The sequence below is a fragment of the Butyricicoccus sp. AM32-19 genome (assembly GCF_003480365.1).
Taxonomy (GTDB): domain Bacteria; phylum Bacillota; class Clostridia; order Oscillospirales; family Butyricicoccaceae; genus Agathobaculum; species Agathobaculum butyriciproducens.
Map to the genome: position 1 here is coordinate 98,116 of NZ_QUIX01000007.1, position 22,476 is coordinate 120,591.

Annotated in this window: 22 protein-coding genes and 2 tRNA genes; 11 read left to right on the plus strand and 13 right to left on the minus strand. The window is 55.3% G+C overall.

Annotated features, from left to right (window positions below; translation table 11 throughout):
• Positions 1-5 precede the first annotated feature (5 nt).
• The 3 genes from DW806_RS07890 to DW806_RS07900 form a co-directional block, all read right to left on the minus strand.
• Complete coding sequence (locus DW806_RS07890; RefSeq protein ID WP_118729610.1) at positions 6-2,015, minus strand: S-layer homology domain-containing protein; 2,010 nt, start codon at positions 2,013-2,015, stop codon at positions 6-8.
• Between the two features lie 130 nt (positions 2,016-2,145).
• Complete coding sequence (locus DW806_RS07895; protein ID WP_118729611.1) at positions 2,146-2,826, minus strand: DUF4367 domain-containing protein; 681 nt, start codon at positions 2,824-2,826, stop codon at positions 2,146-2,148.
• A complete protein-coding gene (locus DW806_RS07900; protein ID WP_118729612.1) occupies positions 2,827-3,360 on the minus strand; it encodes an RNA polymerase sigma factor in 534 nt (177 codons plus the stop codon).
• Between the two features lie 752 nt (positions 3,361-4,112).
• Here DW806_RS07900 and DW806_RS07905 point away from each other — a divergent pair.
• The 6 genes from DW806_RS07905 (at position 4,113) to DW806_RS07930 (ending at position 9,983) form a co-directional block, all read left to right on the plus strand.
• Positions 4,113-4,188: transfer RNA gene (locus DW806_RS07905), tRNA-Phe, on the plus strand.
• A 261-nt stretch (positions 4,189-4,449) separates the two neighbouring features.
• Positions 4,450-4,525: transfer RNA gene (locus DW806_RS07910), tRNA-Gly, on the plus strand.
• A gap of 735 nt (positions 4,526-5,260) precedes the next feature.
• Entirely contained in the window at positions 5,261-7,072 is a 1,812-nt protein-coding gene (lepA, locus tag DW806_RS07915) for a translation elongation factor 4 (RefSeq protein WP_118729613.1), read from the plus strand.
• On the plus strand, positions 7,059-8,201 hold the full coding sequence (hemW, locus tag DW806_RS07920; protein ID WP_118729614.1) for a radical SAM family heme chaperone HemW: 1,143 nt from the start codon (positions 7,059-7,061) through the stop codon (positions 8,199-8,201). The genes lepA and hemW overlap by 14 nt, the downstream gene beginning before the upstream one ends.
• 81 nt (positions 8,202-8,282) lie before the next feature.
• The gene (locus DW806_RS07925; protein WP_118285197.1) at positions 8,283-8,552 is read left to right on the plus strand and encodes an ACT domain-containing protein; all 270 of its coding nucleotides are present in this window, start codon (positions 8,283-8,285) and stop codon (positions 8,550-8,552) included.
• 72 nt (positions 8,553-8,624) lie between these two features.
• Positions 8,625-9,983 carry a PFL family protein gene (locus DW806_RS07930; RefSeq protein ID WP_118729621.1) on the plus strand — a complete coding sequence of 453 codons (1,359 nt, stop codon included), beginning with the start codon at positions 8,625-8,627 and terminating at the stop codon, positions 9,981-9,983.
• Positions 9,984-10,338: 355 nt separating this feature from the next.
• Here the strand turns inward: DW806_RS07930 and DW806_RS07935 are convergent, their stop codons facing one another.
• From DW806_RS07935 to gpr, 7 genes are all read right to left on the minus strand, one after another.
• Positions 10,339-10,755, minus strand: coding sequence for a hypothetical protein (locus DW806_RS07935; protein ID WP_118285196.1), 417 nt, complete (start codon positions 10,753-10,755; stop codon positions 10,339-10,341).
• 207 nt (positions 10,756-10,962) lie between these two features.
• Complete coding sequence (locus DW806_RS07940; RefSeq protein WP_110436962.1) at positions 10,963-11,298, minus strand: arsenate reductase family protein; 336 nt, start codon at positions 11,296-11,298, stop codon at positions 10,963-10,965.
• A 167-nt stretch (positions 11,299-11,465) separates the two neighbouring features.
• Positions 11,466-12,296 (minus strand): hypothetical protein, encoded by an 831-nt coding sequence (locus DW806_RS07945; protein WP_118285195.1) that lies wholly within the window; start codon positions 12,294-12,296, stop codon positions 11,466-11,468.
• Complete coding sequence (locus tag DW806_RS07950) at positions 12,289-12,915, minus strand: Ger(x)C family spore germination protein (RefSeq protein WP_117490291.1); 627 nt, start codon at positions 12,913-12,915, stop codon at positions 12,289-12,291. Before DW806_RS07950 ends, DW806_RS07945 begins: the two co-directional genes overlap by 8 nt.
• Positions 12,912-14,360: a spore germination protein gene (locus DW806_RS07955; RefSeq protein ID WP_118729615.1), complete on the minus strand. Its 1,449-nt coding sequence runs from the start codon at positions 14,358-14,360 to the stop codon at positions 12,912-12,914. The genes DW806_RS07950 and DW806_RS07955 overlap by 4 nt, the downstream gene beginning before the upstream one ends.
• An 89-nt stretch (positions 14,361-14,449) precedes the next feature.
• On the minus strand, positions 14,450-15,517 hold the full coding sequence (gene spoIIP, locus DW806_RS07960; RefSeq protein WP_118729616.1) for a stage II sporulation protein P: 1,068 nt from the start codon (positions 15,515-15,517) through the stop codon (positions 14,450-14,452).
• A 71-nt stretch (positions 15,518-15,588) separates the two neighbouring features.
• Positions 15,589-16,473: a GPR endopeptidase gene (gene gpr / locus DW806_RS07965; protein WP_110436957.1), complete on the minus strand. Its 885-nt coding sequence runs from the start codon at positions 16,471-16,473 to the stop codon at positions 15,589-15,591.
• 139 nt (positions 16,474-16,612) lie between these two features.
• Between gpr and rpsT the strand changes: the two genes are divergently transcribed.
• From rpsT to DW806_RS07990, 5 genes are all read left to right on the plus strand, one after another.
• Positions 16,613-16,876, plus strand: coding sequence for a 30S ribosomal protein S20 (rpsT, locus tag DW806_RS07970; RefSeq protein ID WP_110436956.1), 264 nt, complete (start codon positions 16,613-16,615; stop codon positions 16,874-16,876).
• 164 nt (positions 16,877-17,040) lie between these two features.
• Positions 17,041-17,274 (plus strand): hypothetical protein, encoded by a 234-nt coding sequence (locus DW806_RS07975; protein ID WP_118285191.1) that lies wholly within the window; start codon positions 17,041-17,043, stop codon positions 17,272-17,274.
• A complete protein-coding gene (locus DW806_RS07980; RefSeq protein ID WP_110436954.1) occupies positions 17,274-17,558 on the plus strand; it encodes an autorepressor SdpR family transcription factor in 285 nt (94 codons plus the stop codon). Before DW806_RS07975 ends, DW806_RS07980 begins: the two co-directional genes overlap by 1 nt.
• The gene (locus DW806_RS07985) at positions 17,542-18,189 is read left to right on the plus strand and encodes an SdpI family protein (protein WP_158578326.1); all 648 of its coding nucleotides are present in this window, start codon (positions 17,542-17,544) and stop codon (positions 18,187-18,189) included. Before DW806_RS07980 ends, DW806_RS07985 begins: the two co-directional genes overlap by 17 nt.
• Before the next feature lie 206 nt (positions 18,190-18,395).
• Positions 18,396-19,487, plus strand: a complete 1,092-nt coding sequence (locus DW806_RS07990) for an S-layer homology domain-containing protein (RefSeq protein ID WP_118729618.1) — start codon at positions 18,396-18,398, stop codon at positions 19,485-19,487.
• 192 nt (positions 19,488-19,679) lie between these two features.
• Here DW806_RS07990 and DW806_RS15195 read toward each other — a convergent pair whose 3' ends face one another.
• The 3 genes from DW806_RS15195 to ung all read right to left on the minus strand — a co-directional run bounded on the left by DW806_RS15195 (position 19,680) and on the right by ung (position 21,791).
• Positions 19,680-19,844: a hypothetical protein gene (locus DW806_RS15195; protein WP_158578026.1), complete on the minus strand. Its 165-nt coding sequence runs from the start codon at positions 19,842-19,844 to the stop codon at positions 19,680-19,682.
• Between the two features lie 93 nt (positions 19,845-19,937).
• Positions 19,938-20,870 carry a cysteine synthase A gene (cysK, locus tag DW806_RS07995; protein WP_110436951.1) on the minus strand — a complete coding sequence of 311 codons (933 nt, stop codon included), beginning with the start codon at positions 20,868-20,870 and terminating at the stop codon, positions 19,938-19,940.
• 249 nt (positions 20,871-21,119) lie between these two features.
• The gene (gene ung, locus DW806_RS08000; protein ID WP_110436950.1) at positions 21,120-21,791 is read right to left on the minus strand and encodes a uracil-DNA glycosylase; all 672 of its coding nucleotides are present in this window, start codon (positions 21,789-21,791) and stop codon (positions 21,120-21,122) included.
• Positions 21,792-22,476 lie beyond the last annotated feature (685 nt).

The window sequence follows — 22,476 nt, forward strand, 5'->3', positions numbered from 1 at the left end:
CGAAATTATTTGTTGTAGCCGGTCACGCCGTTTTTATTCATCCAGGTCAGCTTGACCTGTAGCAAACGGGCGATCGCCGGATTTTCCTGACCGTGCCGGGCTGCATACAGCCGCTGCAGCTCAAGCAGGTCGTTGTAGGTCAAATACGGATAATCCTGCCCGGAACAGGTGCCGTCCGGCTTGCAGGAGTAGTTCAGATCACCGTCCGGCTTGTACCACAGCAATTCACTCTGCTCAATGCCGCGCACCATGCGGTCAGCGAGAACGGCGTAGCTGTCCTCATTCACTGCGTCTGCCATCCGGTACAGGAATTCGGCTTCGGCGGCATGATGGTTGAGCGAAGCGTGTGTCGGCGAGGACTCTCCGTTCGGGTGCCAGTAATCCTGCACGAGCCATCCCTCGTCATCGCCGGCCCCGAAGGTGAAGTGATGCTGCCCGGCAAAGCTGACGAGAAAATCCGCATACTTGCGGGTCTTGTCCAGCCAGCCGGTCACACCGAAGTTTTCGGCTGCGTTGATGTTCGCCAGCCAGAAATCCGTGTTGAAGCGGGTGTCGTAGTAGCCGGGTTCGATGCCGTAATCCGTCTTGAGCCAGGTGCTGCCTGCCTGAGAGGGGATAAAGCCGTACTCGTTCTGCTGCTCGCGCATCAGGTCGATCATCGCCAGACCGATCGCGCGGGAGGCCGGCTGATCGGTGTCGTTTGCCATCTTGCCGGCAATATGTGCCGCCGGAAGCGAGTAGAAGTAGTTCTCGTCGAACGGATAGTAGGTCGAAGGTGCGGTATAGTAGTAGCCGTTGTAGCACCAGCGGTTGGTGCCGATCAGGCTGTAGTTCGCCCAGCGGCTGAGCATGGACTGGTCGCTCCAGTCGATGAGCGTCTGCTGAGAAGTCAGCAGCAGATAGTCACTGTAGGTGCCCTGCGTAAGAGCCGCAACCTGCACGGAGAACCGGAAGCCAGAAGCTGTCCGCTCGATCTTCAGCGAGCCGTTTTTGCCCGGGAAATACTCGATCATGCCGTTGTCTCGCGCGGCATAGGTCATCGGCGTGACGAGAATGCTGTCCACGCCGTCCACCCGCAGGAAGTACATGCCGCTCGGCAGCGTGCCCGCAGTGAGCGGCTGCTGTTTCCACGAGGACGCTGCGGTGTCGTACCAGCGAACGGTGCCGGACATGCCCTTCATCTCAAACTGCGCGGCTGTGTGCGCGGGTGCGTCCAGCACGGCGGCAGAGTGTCCCATTTCGACCGCGCAGCCCTGACCGTCCGTGTAACGGCGGGTCGCTCGATGGACTTCGGTCAGGTCCTGTTCGGTCTCGCTGCGCGTCACGTCACCCAGTTTGGTGGTGAAGGCCGTGTAGGAATGGGTCTGCGGCGGCTGCGGCGCATCGGTTTCCCGCTGCTGGTAGGAGACCATCGGTGCAAAACGCTGCAAAATAGTCGCCAGCTGTGCGCGGGAGACTGTGCGCTGCGGAGACAGTGTGGTCGCGGTCGTGCCGGTGATCAGTCCCTCGGCGTTGGCCCACTGCATGGCGGCCTGCGCATACGGATGAATCGAAGAAGCATCCGTGTAGCCGGAGAGCGCGCTTTGTGCCGTCACATCCAGCTTTTTGTATTCGGCAAAGCGGTACAGCATAACGGCGAACTGCTCGCGCGTAAGTGAGGTGCCGGGGCGAAACACCGTGTCGCTGTAACCGGTGATGATGCCGTTGGACACACCCCACTGAACCGCGGTCAGGAAGGACGCATCCTCCGCGACATCCTGAAAGGTAAGCACTGTGTCAGCCGCAGGCGCGTGCGCCATGCGGTACAGCGCCTGCACCAGACAGGCGCGGGTCGCAGGTGCATCTGCAGCAAAGGTATATTCCGAAATGCCGTCCATCAGGTTGGACTGTACGGCGAATTCCATGGCCTGCTCGGCCCAGTGCGGCTTTAGATCGGAATAATCGGCGGCAGCGGCGCCGGTCAGCATCGAAAGACTGAGCATTACGGCCGCCGCGGTATAGCGATGTTTTTTCAAAAGAGTAAACCTCCGTGATTGTTTTCGCGCAGAAAATCATGCGCGTGGTTTATACACTTTCACAATTTATCATTATAACACCGCGGCAGGGCGGGCCGCAATAGCAATTCTTTGCAATATCAGCAGAGAATCACTGCAGATTCTCGATGAGTTTGCGGCAGGTATCGGCGGGCAGGCTGCTGTACAGGTGATAGACGATGTCATCGTGCGTCCAGAGGAGCGTGACCGTGCCGTTTTTCTCGACCATCGTAACCGGACTGCCGTGCAGAGCAAATTCGGTAACGGATGCGTTTTCCGTGTCCACGAGCTTGTGTGCCTCCGAAGTGTCCGTAATCCGGGTGCAGGTCAGGTCGAGAAAATCGGTAGTGCTCTCGTAGGTGACGGTATAGCCGTTAGGTGTGCTGCGCTCATCGGTTTTGTGCATGGTATCCGGCAGACCGGACAGAACCGGCGGTGTGAACGCCTTGCTGTCGGTTTCGGACGGCAGGGCAGACGAAAAACGATAGTCGGTCAGGTCGTTAAACACGCGCACGACAGTATTGATTAGCGATACGCGGTATGCTTCTACGCTCATCGCGCAGCCGAACGAAACCGCAGCGGAAAGCAGCAGAACAGCGGCCGTGCGGCGCGCAAGACGAAGGCTCCGGTTGAACGCCGCAGAGTGCTTTTGCGCACGCATCAGACGGCGCATTTCGCGCCGGAATTTCCGGGAGAAACGGTGCTCAGGCAGCGCATCCGGCGTACAGGCTTGCAGCCACAGCTCGCGCGCTTCGGCGGCCTGCGCGGACAGCATATCGTCAGTGATCTTCATTTACGGTTCCTCCATCCCACTCAGCGCTGCGCTGAGTTTTTCCTTGGCACGCTGGATGAGCTTGCGCACGTTCGGCTCGGTTGTATCCAGAATATTCGCGATCTCCGCGTTGGAATAGCCGCAGTCGTACCGCAGAAGCAGTACCGAGCGGTAACGCGGCGGCAGTGCAGCGATAGCGGCCGCCAGAGTGTCGCGCTCGGCGAGACGCTCAATCTCGGCGGCAGGCGCGGCTCCGACATATTCTTCGACAAGCGGCAGGACATTGCGGCGCTGCTTTTCGCGGTACAGGTCGATCGCTTTGTGCTCGGTAATAGTGACGAGCAGCGCACGCGTTTTGTGACACCTCGGTGAAGAAATGGTGTCCAGAATTTCGATGACTTTGAGAAAAGCCTGATGCACCACGTCCTCCGCATCTCTGCTGTTGCGCAGAATGCGGTTTGCGGTGTAGTACATCAGATTTTTGTATTCGCTGTAAAGAATCTCGAACTTGGACTTGTCTGCGTCCGAGTCGATCATTGCCAGATAGAGAAACATTTTTACGCCTTCCTGCCTATTATTTTAGCAGATTATAGCATATTGTGCCTGACGATGCAATCTGAAGAGCGGATTTACAGGCTGCTCTTCTCATGGCGAAAAAATTTCTAGGGCAATACCGCACAATTAAAGCTGCGGCGCTTTGCGGAAATTTCGCGCCCTGACTTTGTTGCGATTTCACGGTAATACATCAAGTATTACCGCAAAACCGCGCCTCGTCAGTACGCAAAATTTACTCGCAAATCGCTCTTGTCCAATTATGCGGTATTGCCCTATTTTTTTGCGGAAGAGTGTCACAAAACCGGAAGGGCATTCGTCTATATAGTATGAGCAGGGCAGGAGAGCCGGAAAGGAGGGATTGCGTGGATAGTGGAAACTGGACTCGATTGATTCACAAACCAGCGTGTTGGCTGCCGTGCCGGCCAATGACGAGATTTGCAGAGAACGCTATCCGACATTTCAAATGGCAAGGCAGGCGGCAGACAGTATAAATGACCAGACATACATAAAGGAGGCGCGTTTCAGTTGAACTATTTTGGGCTGCACCGTGTGGCTGCTCCCGCATGAAAAGGATAGAGCGGCGGACTTGTTGTGGGGACAAATCCGCCGTAAAACGGAAGAGAAAAGTGATACAGTCGCAGACTGAGCTTCTGTGACTGTTTTCGCCTGCTTGCAGAATATACAAAAAATTTTGAAAAAAGTTGTTGACATTTCCGAGGGAATATAATATACTAAACAAGCGCTGTAAAAACGCCTCTGTAGCTCAGTCGGTAGAGCAGGGGACTGAAAATCCCCGTGTCGGTGGTTCGATTCCGCCCGGAGGCACCATTTTTTAATGAGTGCCATTGGCACTCATTAAAAAATAATACCTCCGTGCTGAGGAATCGAGGCCGTAGCCCTCTAACCTCTGAATTGTCGCTTTGCGACATTGGAATGAGAGCAGGCGGCTCTTGGAAATATGCCGGTGGCATATTTCAACCAGCGTGGCTTTTTCCGTAGAAAAAGCGATTCCGCCCGGAGATGTAGCGTCGGAGCGACAAGTAACCCATCTTCGAGTTAAAAATCGCGTTAGCGCGAAAAATCAAATATGCGGCTGTAGCTCATCTGGTAGAGCGCCACCTTGCCAAGGTGGAGGTAGCGAGTTCGAGCCTCGTCAGCCGCTCCAAATCAAAGGGCACCGATGTCATTCGGTGCTTTTCTTTTGGCCGCAGCACACTCGCTTCCTCCACCTTCATGAAATCAGAGGTCGGGGTCCCCGTGAAAGCCTGCGGATTTTGCGGGGTGTGGATGCGAGTTCGAGCCTCGTCAGCCGCTCCAAATCAAAGGGCACCGATGTCATTCGGTGCTTTTCTTTTGCCCGCAGCACACTCGCTTCCTCCACCTTCATGAAATCAGAGGTCGGGGTCCCCGTGAAAGCCTGCGGATTTTGCGGGGTGTGGATGCGAGTTCGAGCCTCGTCAGCCGCTCCAAATCAAAGGGCACCGATGTCATTCGGTGCTTTTCTTTTGCCCGCAGCACACTCGCTTCCTCCACCTTCATAAAATCGGAGGTCGGGGTCCCCGTGAAAGCCTGCGGCTTTTGCGGGGTGTGGATGCGAGTTCGAGCCTCGTCAGCCGCTCCAATTAGAAGCACCGAGTAAAATCGGTGCTTTTGTTTTACCCCAAACCGCCGGCCGCCGCTAATTCTTTGTCGGTTTACTGCTTCATCATGATAATACAATAACCGCTTTGCATGAAATTCCTCTTATCAGAAAATGAAATTTATGAAAAAATACAAAATTCACGTTTGCAGCAGAGAAACAAACGTAAACTGCGAAAGAACGCTTGTGACACCCCGCCAAATATGCTATAATGAGCCTATATTTATTAGGTTTACAGTTTACAGATAAGGAGCTTTCGACGTGAAAAATCGCGAGCAAATTCGTAATTTCTCCATCATTGCACATATTGACCACGGCAAATCTACGCTGGCAGACCGTCTGCTGGAGCAGTGCAAGGCCGTTTCCGTGCGTGAAATGGAGGAGCAGTTACTCGACAATATGGAGCTTGAGCGTGAGCGCGGCATTACCATCAAGGCGCGCGCTGTCCGCATGGAATACACCGCGGACAACGGCAAGACCTACGAAATGAACCTGATCGACACCCCGGGTCATGTGGACTTCAACTATGAGGTTTCACGTTCTCTGGCGGCGTGTGAGGGTGCGCTTCTGGTCGTTGATGCGGCACAGGGTATTGAGGCGCAGACGCTCGGCAACACCTATCTTGCCATCGACGCCGGTCTGGAGGTCGTGCCGGTCATCAACAAGATCGACCTGCCGGCGGCAGACGCGCCGCGCGTCAAGAAGGAGATCGAGGATATCATCGGCATTCCGGCAGAGGACTCGCCCGAAATTTCCGCAAAAATGAATATCAACATTCACGAGGTGCTCGAGCGCATCGTAACCGATATTCCGGCGCCGGAGGGCGATGCGGATGCGCCGCTGCGCGCACTCGTGTTCGACAGCCAGTACGACCCGTACAAGGGCGTTGTCGTTTACATGCGCCTGCTTGACGGTAAGATCTGCCCGGGCATGAAGGTCAAAATGATGGCCACCGGTGCTGAATTTCAGGTACTTGAGTGCGGCTACATGCTGCCGCTTGGTCTGTCTCCGCAGCAGGAGCTGTGTGCGGGTGAGGTTGGCTACTTTACCGCCTCTATTAAAAAGGTGTCCGACACCCGCGTGGGCGATACCGTTACCGGTGTGGAAAATCCGACGCCGGAGGCGCTGCCCGGCTATCGTCCGGCACGTCCGATGGTATTCTGCGGCATTTACACCGAGGACGGCTCCAAGTATCCCGATCTGCGTGACGCACTTGAAAAACTGCAGCTCAATGACGCAGCGCTGTCGTTTGAGCCGGAAAGCTCGGTCGCACTCGGCTTCGGTTTCCGCTGCGGCTTCCTCGGTATGCTGCACATGGAGATCATTCAGGAGCGTCTCGAACGTGAGTTTGACCTCGATCTTGTCACCACCCTGCCGAGTGTTATCTACGAGGTCAGCAAGACTGACGGCACCGTGCAGCGCTGCGACAATCCGCACGACTATCCGAGCCCGGATGTCATCGAGGAGGCCCGCGAGCCGTATGTTAAGGCATCCATCATGACGCCGCAGGAGTTCGTCGGCAATATCATGCCGATGTGTCAGAACCGACGCGGCATCTTCAAGGATATGCAGTATCTGGACTCCAATCTGGTCGAGCTGCACTATGAAATGCCGACCGGTGAGATCATTTATGACTTTTTCGACGCGCTCAAGGCTCGTACCAAGGGTTATGCGTCGCTCGATTATGAATTTATCGACTACCGCAAGAGCGATCTCGTTAAGGTCGATATGCTGCTCAACGGCGATCAGGTGGACGCGCTGTCCTTTATCGCGCACCGCGACAAGGCCTACGGCCGTGCCCGCCGTATCTGCGAAAAGCTGAAGGAAAATATTCCGCGCCAGCTGTTCGAGGTGCCGATTCAGGCAGCCATCGGCGGCAAGGTTATCGCCCGCGAGACGGTCAAGGCGCTCCGCAAGGACGTACTGGCTAAGTGCTACGGCGGTGATATCACGCGCAAGAAGAAGCTGCTCGAAAAGCAGAAGGAAGGCAAGAAGAAGATGCGTGCGCTCGGCACGGTTCAGCTGCCGACCGAGGCTTTTATGGCTGTGCTTAAACTCGATGAGGAAAACTAACGCTGCAACAGGCGGCAAGCTGCTCGGCCTCTACCTGCACATCCCGTTCTGCGTGAAAAAGTGCGCGTACTGCGATTTTTATTCGGTCACGGATGCGTCGCTCAAAGCCGATTACACGGCGGCGCTGATTCGTGATATAAAGGCGTACGGCGAACGCTGTTCCGGTTACACGGTCGATACCGTGTACATCGGCGGCGGTACGCCGACCTGCCTTGGCGCAGACTATCTCAGCAGGATTTTACAGGCGGTCGGGGCATGCTTTGCGATTGCGGAAAACGCCGAAATCACGGTGGAATGCAATCCGGAGAGCACATATCAAGCGGTGCTGGAGGCCATGCATAAGCACGGCGTCAACCGGCTCTCGTTTGGCGTGCAGGCGGTGCACGACACCGAGCTCAAACGCATCGGCCGTATCCACGACTTTGCACAGGCACAGGCAGCCGTAGAACTCGCACGGCAGTGTGGCTTTACCAACATCAGCCTTGACTTGATGTACGGCCTGCCAAACCAGACGCAGGCGCAGTTTCTCGACTCGGTAACGCAGTGTTTGACGTTGAATCCGCAGCATTTGTCGTGCTACGGACTCAAACTGGAGCCTGCAACACCGATGGGACGTGAAAATCCGGTTCTGCCGGATGATGATACGCAGGCAGATACCTATCTTGCCATGTGCAGGCTGCTCCGCAGGAACGGCTTCGAGCACTATGAAATATCAAATTTCGCAAAACCGGGTTTTCGTTCCCGGCATAATTTCAAATACTGGGATCTTTCCGACTATCTCGGACTGGGACCGGGTGCCCATTCCTTCCTGAATGGCCGCCGGTTCGCGTTTGCCCGGGATATCAGGGCTTATATCAGCGGTGAGAGCATCCCGCAGGACGAGGAGGAGGTCTCGGACTTCCGGCGGCAGGGCGAATACCTGCTGGTGCGTTTGCGGACCTCGGACGGTGCGGATATGCACGATCTCGAAAACCGATACCATGTCAGCACGGCTCCTTACGAGCAGGTATTCCGCATGCTGGAAAAACACGGTCTTGCCGCTCACGAGGGTACACGGTGGTATCTCACCGAACAGGGCTTTCTGGTTTCCAACAGCATCATCAATACCGTGGTGGAAGCCGGAGAATAATTGAGAACGACGGATTCTCAATTTTCCATTATTCATTTGTTTGTGATAAATTAACATATACGCAAAAATGGAGGAATCAACATGCGCGCAGTAATCACAGTAACAGGCAAGGACCGTACCGGTATCATCGCCAAGATCTCGAACACGCTCTATGAGCATCAGGTCAACATCATCGACATTTCTCAGAATGTAATGGACGATGTATTTGCAATGGTCATGCTGGTAAACATTGATAAGTGCACCGTAGACTTCAACACGCTCATCGACCTGCTTGACAAGGATGGTGAGGAGCTCGGCATGAAGATTCACACCATGCATGAGGACATCTTTGACGCAATGCACAAAATCTGACAAATTGACGGAATCGAGAGCAGGTAACCGATTCTCAACTCTCAATTTTTCAGGAGGTTTAGTTAAATGTCTATGATCAACACGAAAGATATTCTGGAAACCATTAAGATGATCGAGGAGGAGCACCTCGACATTCGTACCATCACGATGGGCATTTCGCTGCGCGACCTTGCGGCGGACGACATTAATGTGCTGGCGGACAAGGTATACGATAAGGTAACGCGCCGTGCGGAAAAGCTGGTTGCCACCGGCGAGCAGATTGAGCGCGAGCTTGGCATCCCGATCATCAACAAGCGTATTTCGGTAACGCCGATCGCCATGGTCGGTGCGACCTCCTCGGCAAACAGCTATGTGCCGCTGGCCAAGGCGCTTGACCGTGCCGCTGCGAGCACCGGCGTTAACTTTGTCGGCGGTTTCTCGGCTCTGGTGCAGAAGGGTTTTGCCAAGGGCGATGAGATCCTGATCAACTCTATTCCGGAGGCAATGGCGGAGACCAATCTGGTCTGCTCGTCGGTCAACGTTGCGTCCACCAAGGCGGGCGTCAATCTGGATGCCATCGGTCTGATGGGCCGCATCATCAAGCAGACCGCAGAACTGACCAAGGACAACGATTCCATGGGCTGCTCCAAACTGGTTGTTTTTGCTAACGCAGTAGACGATAACCCGTTCATGGCCGGTGCGTTCCACGGCATCGGTGAGCCGGAGACCGTTATCAACGTTGGCGTATCCGGTCCGGGCGTTGTGCAGTCCGCAATCCGCCGTGCAGGCGACTGCTCCATCGGTGAGGTTGCCGACGTGATCAAGAAAACTGCGTTCAAAATCACCCGTATGGGTCAGCTGGTTGGCGCACTGGCAAGCCAGCGTCTGGGCGTGCCGTTCGGCATTGTTGACCTGTCTCTCGCACCGACGCCGGCGATCGGTGACTCGGTTGCGCGTATCCTCGAGGAAGTCGGTCTGGAGGTCTGCGGCGGCTGCGGCACGACCGCAATCCTCGCTATGCTGAACGATGCCGTTAAGAAGGGCGGCGTTATGGCATCCTCGAGTGTCGGCGGTCTGTCCGGCGCATTCATTCCGGTTTCCGAGGACGAGGGTATGATTGCGGCGGCTCAGGCAGGCGCACTGACCCTTGAGAAGCTCGAAGCAATGACTGCGGTATGCTCGGTTGGTATCGACATGGTTGCTGTTCCGGGTGACACCACCGCCGAGGTCATCTCCGGCCTGATCGCGGACGAAATCGCAATCGGTGTTGTCAACACCAAGACCACTGCTGTCCGTGTTATCCCGGCCATCGGCAAGGGAGTCGGTGATATGGTCGAGTTCGGCGGCCTGCTTGGCTCGGCTCCGATCATGCCGATCAAGACCGGTTCTCCTGCGAAGTTCATTAACCGCGGAGGTCGTATTCCGGCTCCGATTCAGAGTCTTAAGAACTAACTGCATAAAGCGCATAAAAACAGCTCAGCAATGCCTGAGCTGTTTTTATGCTCTGCCTGTGAGACGAAAAGACGCCCGCTCAAAAATGAGCGGGCGTGAGACTGTCGAAAAACTTCGTTTTTCGAGCAGCCTCTCGCTCGAAACCACGCTTTCGAGCGAATACTGAAGAAAAACCGCGCCCTGCGGGCACATTTTTTCTTCCCTTGTATAAAAAGTCAGGTACACGCCCCGACTTTTTATGAATTTGCTCCGCAAATTCTATTTTATGCGTGCTGCCGCACGAAGCGTAAAAATTAAAATAATACTTTTTTGACAGACTGACGCCCGCTCAAAAATGAGCGGGCGTTTATGGTTTTTACCGATTCTCGTTGCCTTTCTGGCACATGGTAGTGAAAATCACGCCTGCACCGGAGACAACCCCTACGGTTATCCACAGTTTGGATGAGCCGCCGGACAGGTGCTCCTTGAAGCTGTCAGCCGTTGGAATATCGTTCTCTGCAATATCTGTAGCCGAAACCTCGTTGTCCCAGGTTTCACCAGCCGGAATCGGTCCATCAGGAATGTCGATAATGATCGGCTCGTAGGAAACCTCCGGAACATCGGAATCCGGACGGTTTACAGATAAATCGGTCTCATCGTTTGAGATCTCTGAAACGAAAGCAGCGTCCGTCTCCGGAGAATCTTCTGCTGCAAAAGCGCTGATGCTGAGCATATTCAGACTCAGGCTGGCGGTGGTCAGCAGAACCAGAAAACGCTTGCCTTTTCCCTTCATGAGCTCTCCCTCACTTTCGCATGAAATCAGAAGCATAAATTAATGCCGCTTCTTATTATCGAACATAGTTTATCAGACAGCAGATACAGAAAGAGGGTATATTTTGCAAAATGACAGCATTTTCCTAAAAATATTTTATACAAGGCGCTAAAGTGGACAACGGACACGGAAAAAGCCGTTCTGAGGCATAGAACGGCTTTGGAGAAGTTATTCCCACTGCTCCCAAACATCGGGCTGGTAGCCGACAGTTGCCTGACGGCCGTTGCGGACAATTGGCGTTTTCATCAGCGTGCCGTCCTCGAGCAGCTTTTCCTTCTTGTCCTCATCGTAGGCGAGGTAGGCAAGCGACGCATAACTCTTGCTTTTCTGGTCGAGCAGGTTGTCCAGTCCGCCGACAGCCTTCAGCACGCTGTCCAGTTCACCCTTGGACATGCCCTTTTGCGCAAGGTCGATCATCTGGAATTTAATGCCGCGCTCCTTGAACCATCGCTGCGCTTTTTTGGTATCAAAACACTTGTTTTTGCCGAAAATCTGAATATTCATGCCGTAATCTCCTTTGCTCTGCTGTTTGCATTATAGCAGAACTGGGAGAGGAAAACAAGGGCAATACCGCATAATTGAACAAGAGCGATTTGCGCAAAGCGCCGCGGCAGCGCGACCGGAGCCTGCGCAAGGAACCGCAGCTTTAATTGTGCGGTGTTGCCCAGATCCTATTGCGGTCGGCGCAGGTGCAAAACGCCGCAGGTGCGTGTGAACGGATACAGCAGCACACAGACAAGTGCGGCGCATCGGCCAACCTCACACAGGAGGAGAGGCACTGCGAAGAATACCTCGCCGTGTCGGGCAAAATTGCCGATGGCAGCCAGTCCGGCGGCAGTGAACGCCGGATAGGGGAGCAGGGCAGCGGTGTTAGCTCCAAGCAGCAGCACTGTGCGCAGTAGCAGGAGTGCGAGCAATGCACCACCTGCGCTGAGTCCGCGTGACACGCTTGCGGACAGCCTGGTCTCCGGCAGAGATAACGCCAGTACGACCGATGCCGGCAGCAGGGAGTACAGAATATGCCGGAATTGCGGCAGCAATGCCGCTGTCGGTGCGGAAAAGCTGGCAGGCGTAAGCTGTGTGAATGTCAGCACGCCGGAGAGCAGGAGTACCGTACCGGCAAGCCACGCAATCGGCAGTGCCCACATGGCACAGCGGTTGAGCCCCATTGATGCCATGAGCAGGATGCAGACTGTCAGCAGCACAACTGTGCTGCCGCATGAGCGTCCGGTGAACACGGTCTTCTGCAGGAAAATGCTCATGCGGGCGATGGATGCAAGCAGCGGAAACAGCGAGGTCAGGGCGAGCACCCATTGTGCAGGAGCCGAATGCCGAACACGGTCGGACAGCCTTGCTGCTCCGATACCGGCCAGTGCACAGACCGTACACGCGAGTGCAGCGGCGTACACGCTCTGCCCGTCGGCAGGAAGATACAGTAATTCACTCATCGGCAGCAGGGCAAACAGCGCCGTACACCACCGCGGAAACAGTCGCTCACGCATAGGCACCACCGCCGATCTCACCGTCTAAAAAGCAGTTCAGCCGTTCGTTTTTGAACACTGCCGTACCTGCCGGTGCTGTCTGTCCGAACGCATCCACGCGCAAGGCCGGAAGAATGGCTGTGCCGTCTGCGTGCAGCACATCGGTGACGCGGTACAGCGGCATATCCGGCAGAATACCGTCCTGCGCGGAGCGGTCAAGCAGCTCGCTGAGCGCGTACACCTCGTTGTCGTTCTCCAGCAGCTCGGCGGCAGAGCCGTCCCGCACGACGGCTGCCCGCAAGCTGAGCCGCACATCGTTTTCACGGCAAAGATAGTCCGCCAGCGGAAGAATGCTCTCGGAAACTGCTTCCTCACTTAAAAGCAGCACCTGTGCATGGCTTAAATACAGATCTCCCGGCAGGATACTGCGCAGATTGCGCAGCGCGTCCGTCACATCGGTTCCGGTGGCGGACAGGTAAGCCGGAGCGGCGGTGTCATCCGGCGAGTCCTGCCGCACAACCTCGGCGGTCAGGCAGTACACACCGTTTTTGCAGTCGAGCGCGAGCGCGGATACCGGCGAAACCTCTCTCGCACAGCCGCACAGCAACAGCAGCAGCGGCAGGAATCTGAGCAGCTTCACGGGCGTTCCTCCTTCGACGGGCGTTTGACGGCAAAGCGGTCGCAGCGCATGAAAAACCATGGATAGCGAAGCCAGGTGTCCTCGTGCTCGGCAGAGATGCGCGGCACCAGATTGAGCAGGTACGGTACCGAGCACGAGTGCATGCGGCACAGTGCTGCGAGTGTTAATCCGAGTGCAAGACCAACGCCGTACAGTCCCCAGGAGGCTGCAGCAGCGAGCAGCACGAAGCGAAGCCACAGGGCAGCAGTCTGCAGCTTGGGCACCATCAGACCGGTGACACCCGCGATAGCGACTACGATAACGGTCGGTGCGGCGGCAAATCGCGCGGAAACCGCTGCATCACCGAGCACCAGACCGCCGACAATGCTCATCGTCTGTCCCATGGCACCGGGCGTTCGCGCTCCGGCTTCCTTGAGTGCCTCGAGCACGAACAGCATGAGCAAAATCTCCCAACCGATGGGAAGGGGAACGCCGCGCTGTGCGGCGGAGACAGCGAACAGCAGCCGCGCGGGCACTAATTCTCGGTGATAGAGCATGAGTGCGGCGTACATGGCGGGAAACGTGATCGTGAATACAAATCCGACGACACGCAGGATGCGCGAAAGATTCGCTTGCAGAAAGCTGATATAGTAATCGTCGTTGGACTGAAAGCACTCCTGAAACAGAAACGGCGCTGTGAGCGCTACCGGACTGCCGTCCACGACAACGACGCACCGACCCTCCAGCATACGGGAAGCGGCAACGTCCGGCCGTTCGGTCGTGCCGAGCGTCGGAAACGGCGACCAGCGGTGGTCGCGTATGCGTTCGGCAAGATAGTTGGAGTCGAGCACGCTGTCGATATCGAGCGCGGTCAGACGCGTTTCCAGACGCTCAACCAGACTGTTTTCACACAGTCCGGCGATATAGCACAGGCACACGTTGGTGTTCGTGCGGCTGCCGACGCGCATAAACCGGAATTTCAGCCGAGGGTCATTCACGCGGCGGCGGATGAGCGCCAGATTGGGCATAAAGCACTCGGTGAAGCCCTCTCGCGGGCCGGAAAGCACGCGCTCGTTTTCCGGCTCGGCGGTGCTGCGCTTGTCGAAGCCCTTGGTGTTGACGAGAACCGGACGTGCATCGCCGTCAGTCAGTACAATGGCGTCACCGTAGAGAAAGGCGGCAAATACCTTGTTCATATCGGTTTCCACGCGGCATTCGTCGGCCTGGAGCACAGCGGCGGCGAGTATATCGGCGGAAAGCCGCGGCTGCTCACAGCGCAGGATCGGCCGCACAAGGCTCTGGTTGATGGCAAGGGAATTTACCATGCCGTCAAAGAAAAACAGCGCACAGCGCAGTCCGTTTTGACCGATGGCACGCCGTATGATAAGCGTATCGTCGTTCCGGAACAGCTCCTGCATCATGCGGATGTTTCGTTCCAGATCGGCGGTAAATGTGATCGTTTCCATAGTTTCACCCCAAGTTAGGGTGCGCACTATGATAAAAATTATTCGGAAAGTTATCTTGTAGGGCGGGGTGACCTCATTCCGCCCTACGGTCAAGTGGTCAATTCGGCCGAAAGAACATCGCCAAATAATCTGATCCCTTTCAGCGCTTCTGTCATCGTATTGCCCGACGAACCTACCTCCACCAGAAACGCGCTGTGCGTTGCATGCTGATTAAAACGCTGGGTTCGCAGATTAAGCGGACGCATGAGCGTCGGATAGGTGCGGTTGAGCCGGTACTGCAGCGATGCTGCACGATTCAGGTTCTCCTGCCAGTCCGGGTGATACAGGCCGCCGTCATCTGTGCCGACCACAAGCATAAGCTGTGCGGTTTCCTCGCCGTTTATCGTGCAGGAGGTCTTGTAGGCGCGGCCGTCATCGGTCAGGATCGAGTCGCGGTGCACATCAATGACGGTTGTGATGGATGGATATTTTGCCAGCGTGTCCTCAACCACGGCAAGTGAGCGGTCATACGCGCCAGTGTACACGGGCGAATCGAAAATTTCGCGGATATGTACGGCCTCAATGCCGTTGTTCTCGAGGACCTTCTGCAGCTCGTCACCGACGCGCACTACATTATAATTGGTATCGGTCGTGCGCTCGGTCTCGGTCGGTGTATACGGAAAAGCGGCATCCGGCGTGTAGCTTTCGCTGCTGTGTGTGTGATAGATAAGCACCTGCGGCCCATCTCCATCAGCGGAAAAATGCTCGTCTGCGGCCAGACAGTCTGCCGCATCCACGTCATACGAGGTCTCGTTGTTGATGGAGACCGTGGCAGCCTTGTCAGCGGCCGACAGCACCGGATTGTCGTTCTCGGTGTCGGACGAGGGCACATAGGTGCTCTCTGCAAGCGGATTTTCCGCCTGCTCATCCCGCGCTGCGGCAGCCGTGCGCGGCGTGTACACCTCAGCGGTATCGTCCGGCGAAACACCGAATTCGAGCGCCATTGCGCGGGTGACAAAGCCGCTGTTGCGAGCCAGACCGGTCAGTGCCTTTTGTGCGATCGGCTCGCCGCCTGCCCGGGAAAAAATCAGCAGCGACAGCGCCAGACAGAGGGTGATGGCGGCAGGCAGGCGGATGCCGCCTCTCGATCGGAATTTCTGATGTTTACGCCGCTTCATTGCGCCATCCTCCTTGCTGTTTCATGCTATCTATCATACGCCGTACAGCGTGCGAGTATGCCCGAAACCTGTCACGAGAGGTACAGGTCGATATCGGCAACACTGAGGTGCGGATGCAGCGCCATGTTGACTGCGTAGCCGATCATGCGGGAGATGTCGGCAACCTCGCGGTCAATGTCGCGCGTGGTGATCATCACCGGCTGAGAGAGGTCGTCCAACGCTTCGCAGGCAGGCTGCCCGAGCTGACTGCTGATCTCATGTGCGAGCGTTGCGCCGTCCACCACGGTCGGCACGCCAACGGCGATAACCGGCACGCCGAGTGTTTCCTTGTTGAGCGCCGCACGGGCATTTCCCACGCCGGCACCCGGCGTAATGCCGGTATCTGCCAGCTGAACCGTACGCAGCAGCCGCGACAGCCGACCGGCGGCAAGCGCATCCACGGCGATGACAGCGGCAGGGCGCACGCGGTCGAGCACACCGCAGATGACCTCGCCAGTCTCGACGCCGGTCTGTCCGAGCACACCCGGAGCCAGTGCGGAAACGGGCCGCCAGTCCGCGAAAATAGCGGGTGACTGCGCGACCAGATGCCGCGTGGCAATCACATGATCGGCGGTCTGCGGACCGATGGCATCGGGGGTTATCATACGATTGCCCAGTCCGGCAATGAGCACCGGACCGTCATTCGGATGCGGCAGCAGCTCGCGCAGCAGCGTGCTGAGCGCCTTGCAGGCACGCGGAAATGCGTCCTCCTCACGGCGGATGAGTGCATCCAGCTCAAGCGTGAGATAGCGCCCCTGCGGCTTGCCGATCTCGCGGGCGGCATCCTCTGAGAGAATGCGTACCTCGTGTACGGCGAAGCCCTCAAGCGTGCGATCGGACTGCCGGACATGCGGCAGGGCAGCGGCTGTTTTATGGTTTTCGATCGCCTCAACGGCCAGATCGGTGCGGAAAGCCATGCGCAATCCCTCCTTATAAGGATAGTTTTTTCGAGAAAAAAGTTTTTATGCAGAAAATGAAAAAAACACTTGCTTTTTTTGTGAGAAGATGATAGAATAATATCACTGTTGAATAGAAAACGAAGGAGGTGTTTTCAGAATGCCCAATATTAAGTCTGCAAAGAAGCGCGTTAAGGTTAACTCCGTAAAGGCGCTGAACAACCAGATGGCTAAGAGCGAGCTCAAGACCACTCTGAAGAAGTTTGATGCTGCGATTGCTGGCGGCGATAAGGCTGAAGCAACTGCTGCTTACACGACCGCTGTCAAGGCTGTCGATCAGGCGGCTGCCAAGCACCTCCTGCACAAGAACAATGCGTCCAACAAGAAGAGCAAGATGACTACCAAGCTCAACGGCATGGCGTAAGTTCTGGTATAGAACATCGAAACCGCAAGTTTAACTTGCGGTTTTTCTTTTTGCATTATTTAGATATTTATCGAAATGTGTTGACAAATGCAGAAGTTGTGGTATACTGAAAACAATTAGATGGCCATCTAATTAACAGGATAGCGAGAAGGGCGGTGAACGGAATGGACATTACCATTCTGATTTGCGCGATTGCGCTGATTTTAGCGGCAATACTGGTAATCTGGCAGGCAAAAGCGCTTGCAAGGTGCGATTTGATTTGTAAATCCTGCGGCACGAAGCAGAATCTGCCGTGGAAGCGGCTGGTTTTCCGCACGCATGTGGGAAATGACTGGCAGCTGTATTGTCCGGTCTGCGGACGCAAAACGTGGTTTACCGCACGAAAGAGGGGACAGTAATGGGGTTTCAGCAGAGCTTTAAGGCACTCAGCGATCCGGTGCGGCGCGAAATTCTGTCGCTGCTGCGGCGCGGACCGATGGCGGCGGGCGATATTGCGGCGCACTTCGAGGTGTCGGGCGCAACCATTTCGCATCACCTGTCCGTCCTGCGGGATGCGGGTCTGGTGCTGGATGACAAGCAGGGCAAGTACATTTATTATGAGTTGAATATGTCGGTCGTGGATGAGATTCTCGAATGGATCAGCGCCTTGAAAGGAGATGTCAGGAATGAAAAAAATCAGTAGACTGCAGGTGACGGCGTGGGTGCTGTCGCTGCTGCCGGCGGCAATGACAGCGGTGTTTTACAGCAGGCTGCCCGCGGAAATTCCCATGCAGTGGGATCTTGCCGGCCATATGAATTACGAAACCAGATGGCATTTGTGGATCGTGGCCGGGATGGCACCGCTGTTTGCGGTTCTGTTTTACTTTCTGCCGCGGTTTGACCCGAAAAGCAGGAACTACAGCAAGTTTTACGATGTCTATGTCGGGTTTCAGATCATGATCGACCTGTTCCTGACCGCAATGTGCGGCATCTGCATTGCGGAAGCACTGCGTCCGGGTACGGTCGATGTGCCGACAGTCGTATGTCTGCTCGTCAGCTTGCTGGTGATGTGCCTCGGCAACATTATGCCGAAGTTTCGCATGAACTGGTACTGCGGACTCAAAACGCCGTGGACGCTGTCGAGCGAAACTGTCTGGACGAAAACGCATCGTGTGGCGGGCCGCATGCTGTTTGCGGCGGGTATTATCGGTGCGGCAGGCTCGTTCGTTCCGAACGAGATTGCAAAGTTTGTGTTGGTGCTTGCGCCAACGGCAGCGGCAACGATTATCCCGACTGTGCTGAGCTGGCGATGGTACCGCGCAGAACAGCAGTGATAGACGAAAAATGGACTTTGAAAGCGCGGTTTGCTGGAAAACCGCGCTTTTCTTGTATAAAAAGGTTAAAATTACAGAATGGTTACAACAAATTTAGTCATATTTTAACTTGTCAAGTGGGGAACGGTGTGCTATAATTTTGAAGCAAGTTTACATAGGTGGGGGATATACCCTATCTATCATAACCACTGGGCAAGGAGAATATTATGAAAAGAACGCGAAAGCTGGTGATCGTTGCGGTGCTGGCGGTTGTGGTGGTCGTAAGTGCGATCACAGCAGCCTATGCACTGAGCGCGAACACCACGGAGACGTATGCGTATCTTCCTGAACACTCGGTTTACTTTTATGATACAGCAGGAGAGTACGCGTGGGCTTCCCGCGAGGTTGATACGCTTGCCGTTGCAGGCGTGATCAAGGGCGGCGGAACCCATCTGTTTTATCCGGGCAACGCCATTACCCGAGCGGACTTCATCGTTATGCTCGACCGCGCCTATGGCATGAGTGAAGCGCTCGACAACGGTCAGGTCAATTCAAACGGCTCATTTGTCGATGTGCCGAGCAGCGCCTATTACAGCAAGGCGGTTATCGCGGCGAAAGCCTTCGGCATAGCGGCGGGCACCGCGACCGGTGAGTTTCAGCCGCAGCAGAGCATGACCCGTCAGGACGCAATGGTGTTCCTCAAACGCACAATTGACCGCACGGCGCTCAAGCTGGGCACCGGTTCGGTGAGCAGCTTCTCGGATGCGAGCAGGATTTCCAATTACGCGAAGCCTTCGGTCAGTGCACTGGTCGGTGCTAAGGTGATCGGCGGCTCGAAAGGAAAAATCAATCCGCTTTCCAAGGTAACGCGTGCGGAGATGGCGGTGATGCTCTATCGGGCAACGCATTTGACCGTGCAGGGCAGCGGCGCTGTGTATCAGAGCCGCGGCGATCTGGTCAATCTGTGTATCGGCACGCAGAATTACTGCGATGTTGTGATCGAGAACTATGATCCTTCGGTGACGTATACCGGTCTGATGGGGTATACGGATTTCCGACGAGTCGGCGGCGTTACCTACGTTTCGCTGAGCGGCAAACGCGCGATCGACCGCACGGTAACGTACACGAACGGCGTGTTCACCTTCGCAGACGGTGAGGGTACAGTGAGCATTCCGGCGGCCGCCGATTGCGTAGCTATCGATGTCAGCCAGCCGTACCATCAGCTGAATGCGCCGACAAGCACCGGCAGTACCTACCGGCATTGCTATCCCTCCATCGAGGACGGCACGGTTACTGCAATTTATTATTCCAGGATATAACGAAGCCACCCTGCTTTCGCAGGGTGGTTTGAGGCTGTCGAAAAACTAACGTTTTCCGAGCAGCCTCTCGCTCGAAACCACGCTTTCGAGCGAATACTGAAGAAAAACCGCGCCCTACGGGCACATTTTTTCTTCCCTTGTATAAATTCCGAGATACATGCTCCCGGAATTTATGAATTTGCTTCGCAAATTCTATTTTATGCGTGCTGCCGCACGAAGCGTAAAAATTAAAATAATACTTTTTTGACAGACTGCAACCACCCTGCTTTCGCAGGGTGGTTTTTCATTGTTAAATGCGTGGGCGGAAACTGGAGAAACGTTACGTTCATTTTTCATTTTCAATTCTCCATTTTCCATAAAAAAGACACCTCCGCTATGCAGAGGTGTCTTTTTTATACATTTGGAGATGAATGAATTTTTGGAGAGAATTGCAGGATTTGAGAATTAAAATTACTCAGAAACCAGCGGGGTGGACAGGTAACGGTCACCGGTATCAGGCAGCAGAGCTACGATAACCTTGCCGGCGTTCTCCGGACGCTTGGACAGCTCAACAGCAGCCCACAGAGCAGCACCGGAGGAAATACCTACGAACAGACCCTCGCTGTGAGCGAACTGGCGAGAGGTTTCAAATGCATCCTCGTTTGCTACACGAATAACTTCGTCGTAAACCTTGGTATCGAGTACATCCGGAACGAAGCCGGCGCCGATACCCTGAATCTTATGCGGGCCGCCCTTGCCGGTGGACAGTACCGGGGAGGTATCCGGCTCAACAGCTACTACCTTGACATTCGGGTCCTGATCCTTCAGGTACTTGCCGGTGCCGGTTACGGTGCCGCCGGTGCCTACGCCTGCAACGAAGATGTCAACCTTGTGACCGGACTGCTCCCAGATCTCGGGGCCGGTGGTTGCGTAGTGTGCAGCCGGGTTTGCCGGGTTTACGAACTGACCGGGGATGAAGCTGTTCGGGGTCTCCTTAGCCAGCTCGTTTGCCTTTGCAATCGCACCGGACATGCCCTTCGTGCCTTCGGTCAGAACCAGCTCAGCGCCGTATGCCTTCAGCATGTTGCGGCGTTCAACGCTCATGGTTTCCGGCATGGTGAGGATGATGCGGTAGCCGCGGGAAGCTGCAACTGCTGCCAGACCGATACCGGTGTTGCCGGAGGTCGGCTCGATAATGGTTGCGCCCGGCTTGAGTGCGCCGGACTTCTCAGCCTCGTTGATCATAGCGTTTGCGATACGATCCTTAACGGAACCGGCCGGATTAAAGTACTCCAGCTTTGCGAGAACCTGTGCGTTAGCGCCAGCCTTAGCTGCAAACTTTTCAGCCGCGTACAGCGGGGTGTTGCCGATCAGGTCGGAGAAGCTCTTTTTAATATCAGACATGGGATAAACCGCCTTTCAAAATTAAGAAGAATTAGAATGTGATGTTAATAAGGAATGATGGGAAAACTCAGTCGATGCAACATCGACACATTCGCCGGATCATCATTGAGATCACTCTCCTTAATTCACTTTAATCATATGTGTTTTGTATGAATTAAATATACAACCGAAACTCCTGTTTGTCAATAGGGATTTTGAAAAAAGTCAAAAAAACTTCCGCACCCGGAAAATGGTGCGGAAGCTCACGATTTAATGATTGAGATCCCAGTCGATGGGGTCGATGCCGTGCGCTTCGAGAAACGCATTGCATTTGGAGAAGTGCTTGCAGCCGAAAAAGCCATTGTACGCCGACAGAGGAGAGGGATGCACGCTTTCGAGCACAAGGTGCTGCGGTGCGGTGATGAGCTTCTTTTTGCTGCGGGCATTGCCGCCCCAGAGCAGAAAGACGATCGGCTGCTCATGTTCGTTCAGCTTTTCGATTATATGGTCGGTGAAGGTCGTCCAGCCGAGGTTTTTATGGCTGTTCGCCTGCCCGCGGCGTACGGTCAGAGTCGTGTTCAGCATGAGCACACCGCGCTCCGCCCACTTGGTGAGCGTGCCGTCCTTGGGAGGTACAATGCCGAGATCACTCTGCAGCTCCTTGAAGATGTTCTGCAGGCTCGGAGGCGGCTGAACACCCGGCTGAACCGAGAAGCAAAGTCCGTGCGCCTGTCCGGGACCGTGATATGGGTCCTGCCCGAGGATGACGGCCTTGACCTTGGAATACGGCGTGTACCGCAGAGCGTTAAAGATGTTCTCTGCCGCCGGATAGATGGTCTGCTCGGCGTATTCCTTTTTCAGCCAGTAGCGAATGCGCTTGTAATAATCCTGCTCAAACTCACCGGCAAGGATCTCGTCCCAATCGTTGCCAAGATGTACCATGCTATCACTCCAAAATTGTTTTCTTACCTTTAGTATAGCATAGGAAAGGGGGTGTGTCAAAATTGAGAATGGATAGGGAGCGTCCTATCGCGCAGACAGTTCGTCCTATTCGGGCTGCACCGGTCGCAGACACAGGTTTTCCGGTGTGCCCGAACTGCGAAGGTGGTTCGCCATTTCCGGGCGAGGATTCCGCCGCTGCGGCGGTGAGGAACGTGCGGCGTCCGCCGCGGGGACAAAAAGGAAGGGACACCCATGGTTTCCCTTCCTCTTTGAACTCCTACCTTTCCTTTGTTTGATAGTACGGCGGTAATGGTAGAGAGGAGACCGCTCCGAAAAGGAGTACGGCAGTCGGGTTACCGTTCCGTAGGGGCGCGCATTGCGCGTCCATTCCTCTACCTATTCGCAGTGCCAGATACCGTACTGCTACACAGGCGGCTTACTCCACGCAGGCGCGGCATACCCGTGCCGCGCAAATTTTTTGCTTGTGCAGATTATCCAAATCCTACGGATATAGGCGATATGCACCCGTAATCGTGTTGCGCGGCACTGTTGTGCCTCGCCTGCGTAGACCCAAATTGGATGTAGCAGTACGGTATCCGACACTACGAATAGGCGGATACAACGCGGAACGAAAAATCCTCTGCCGCACTCTTTTTTTCGCAGCGGTCTCCTTCTACCGTTACCG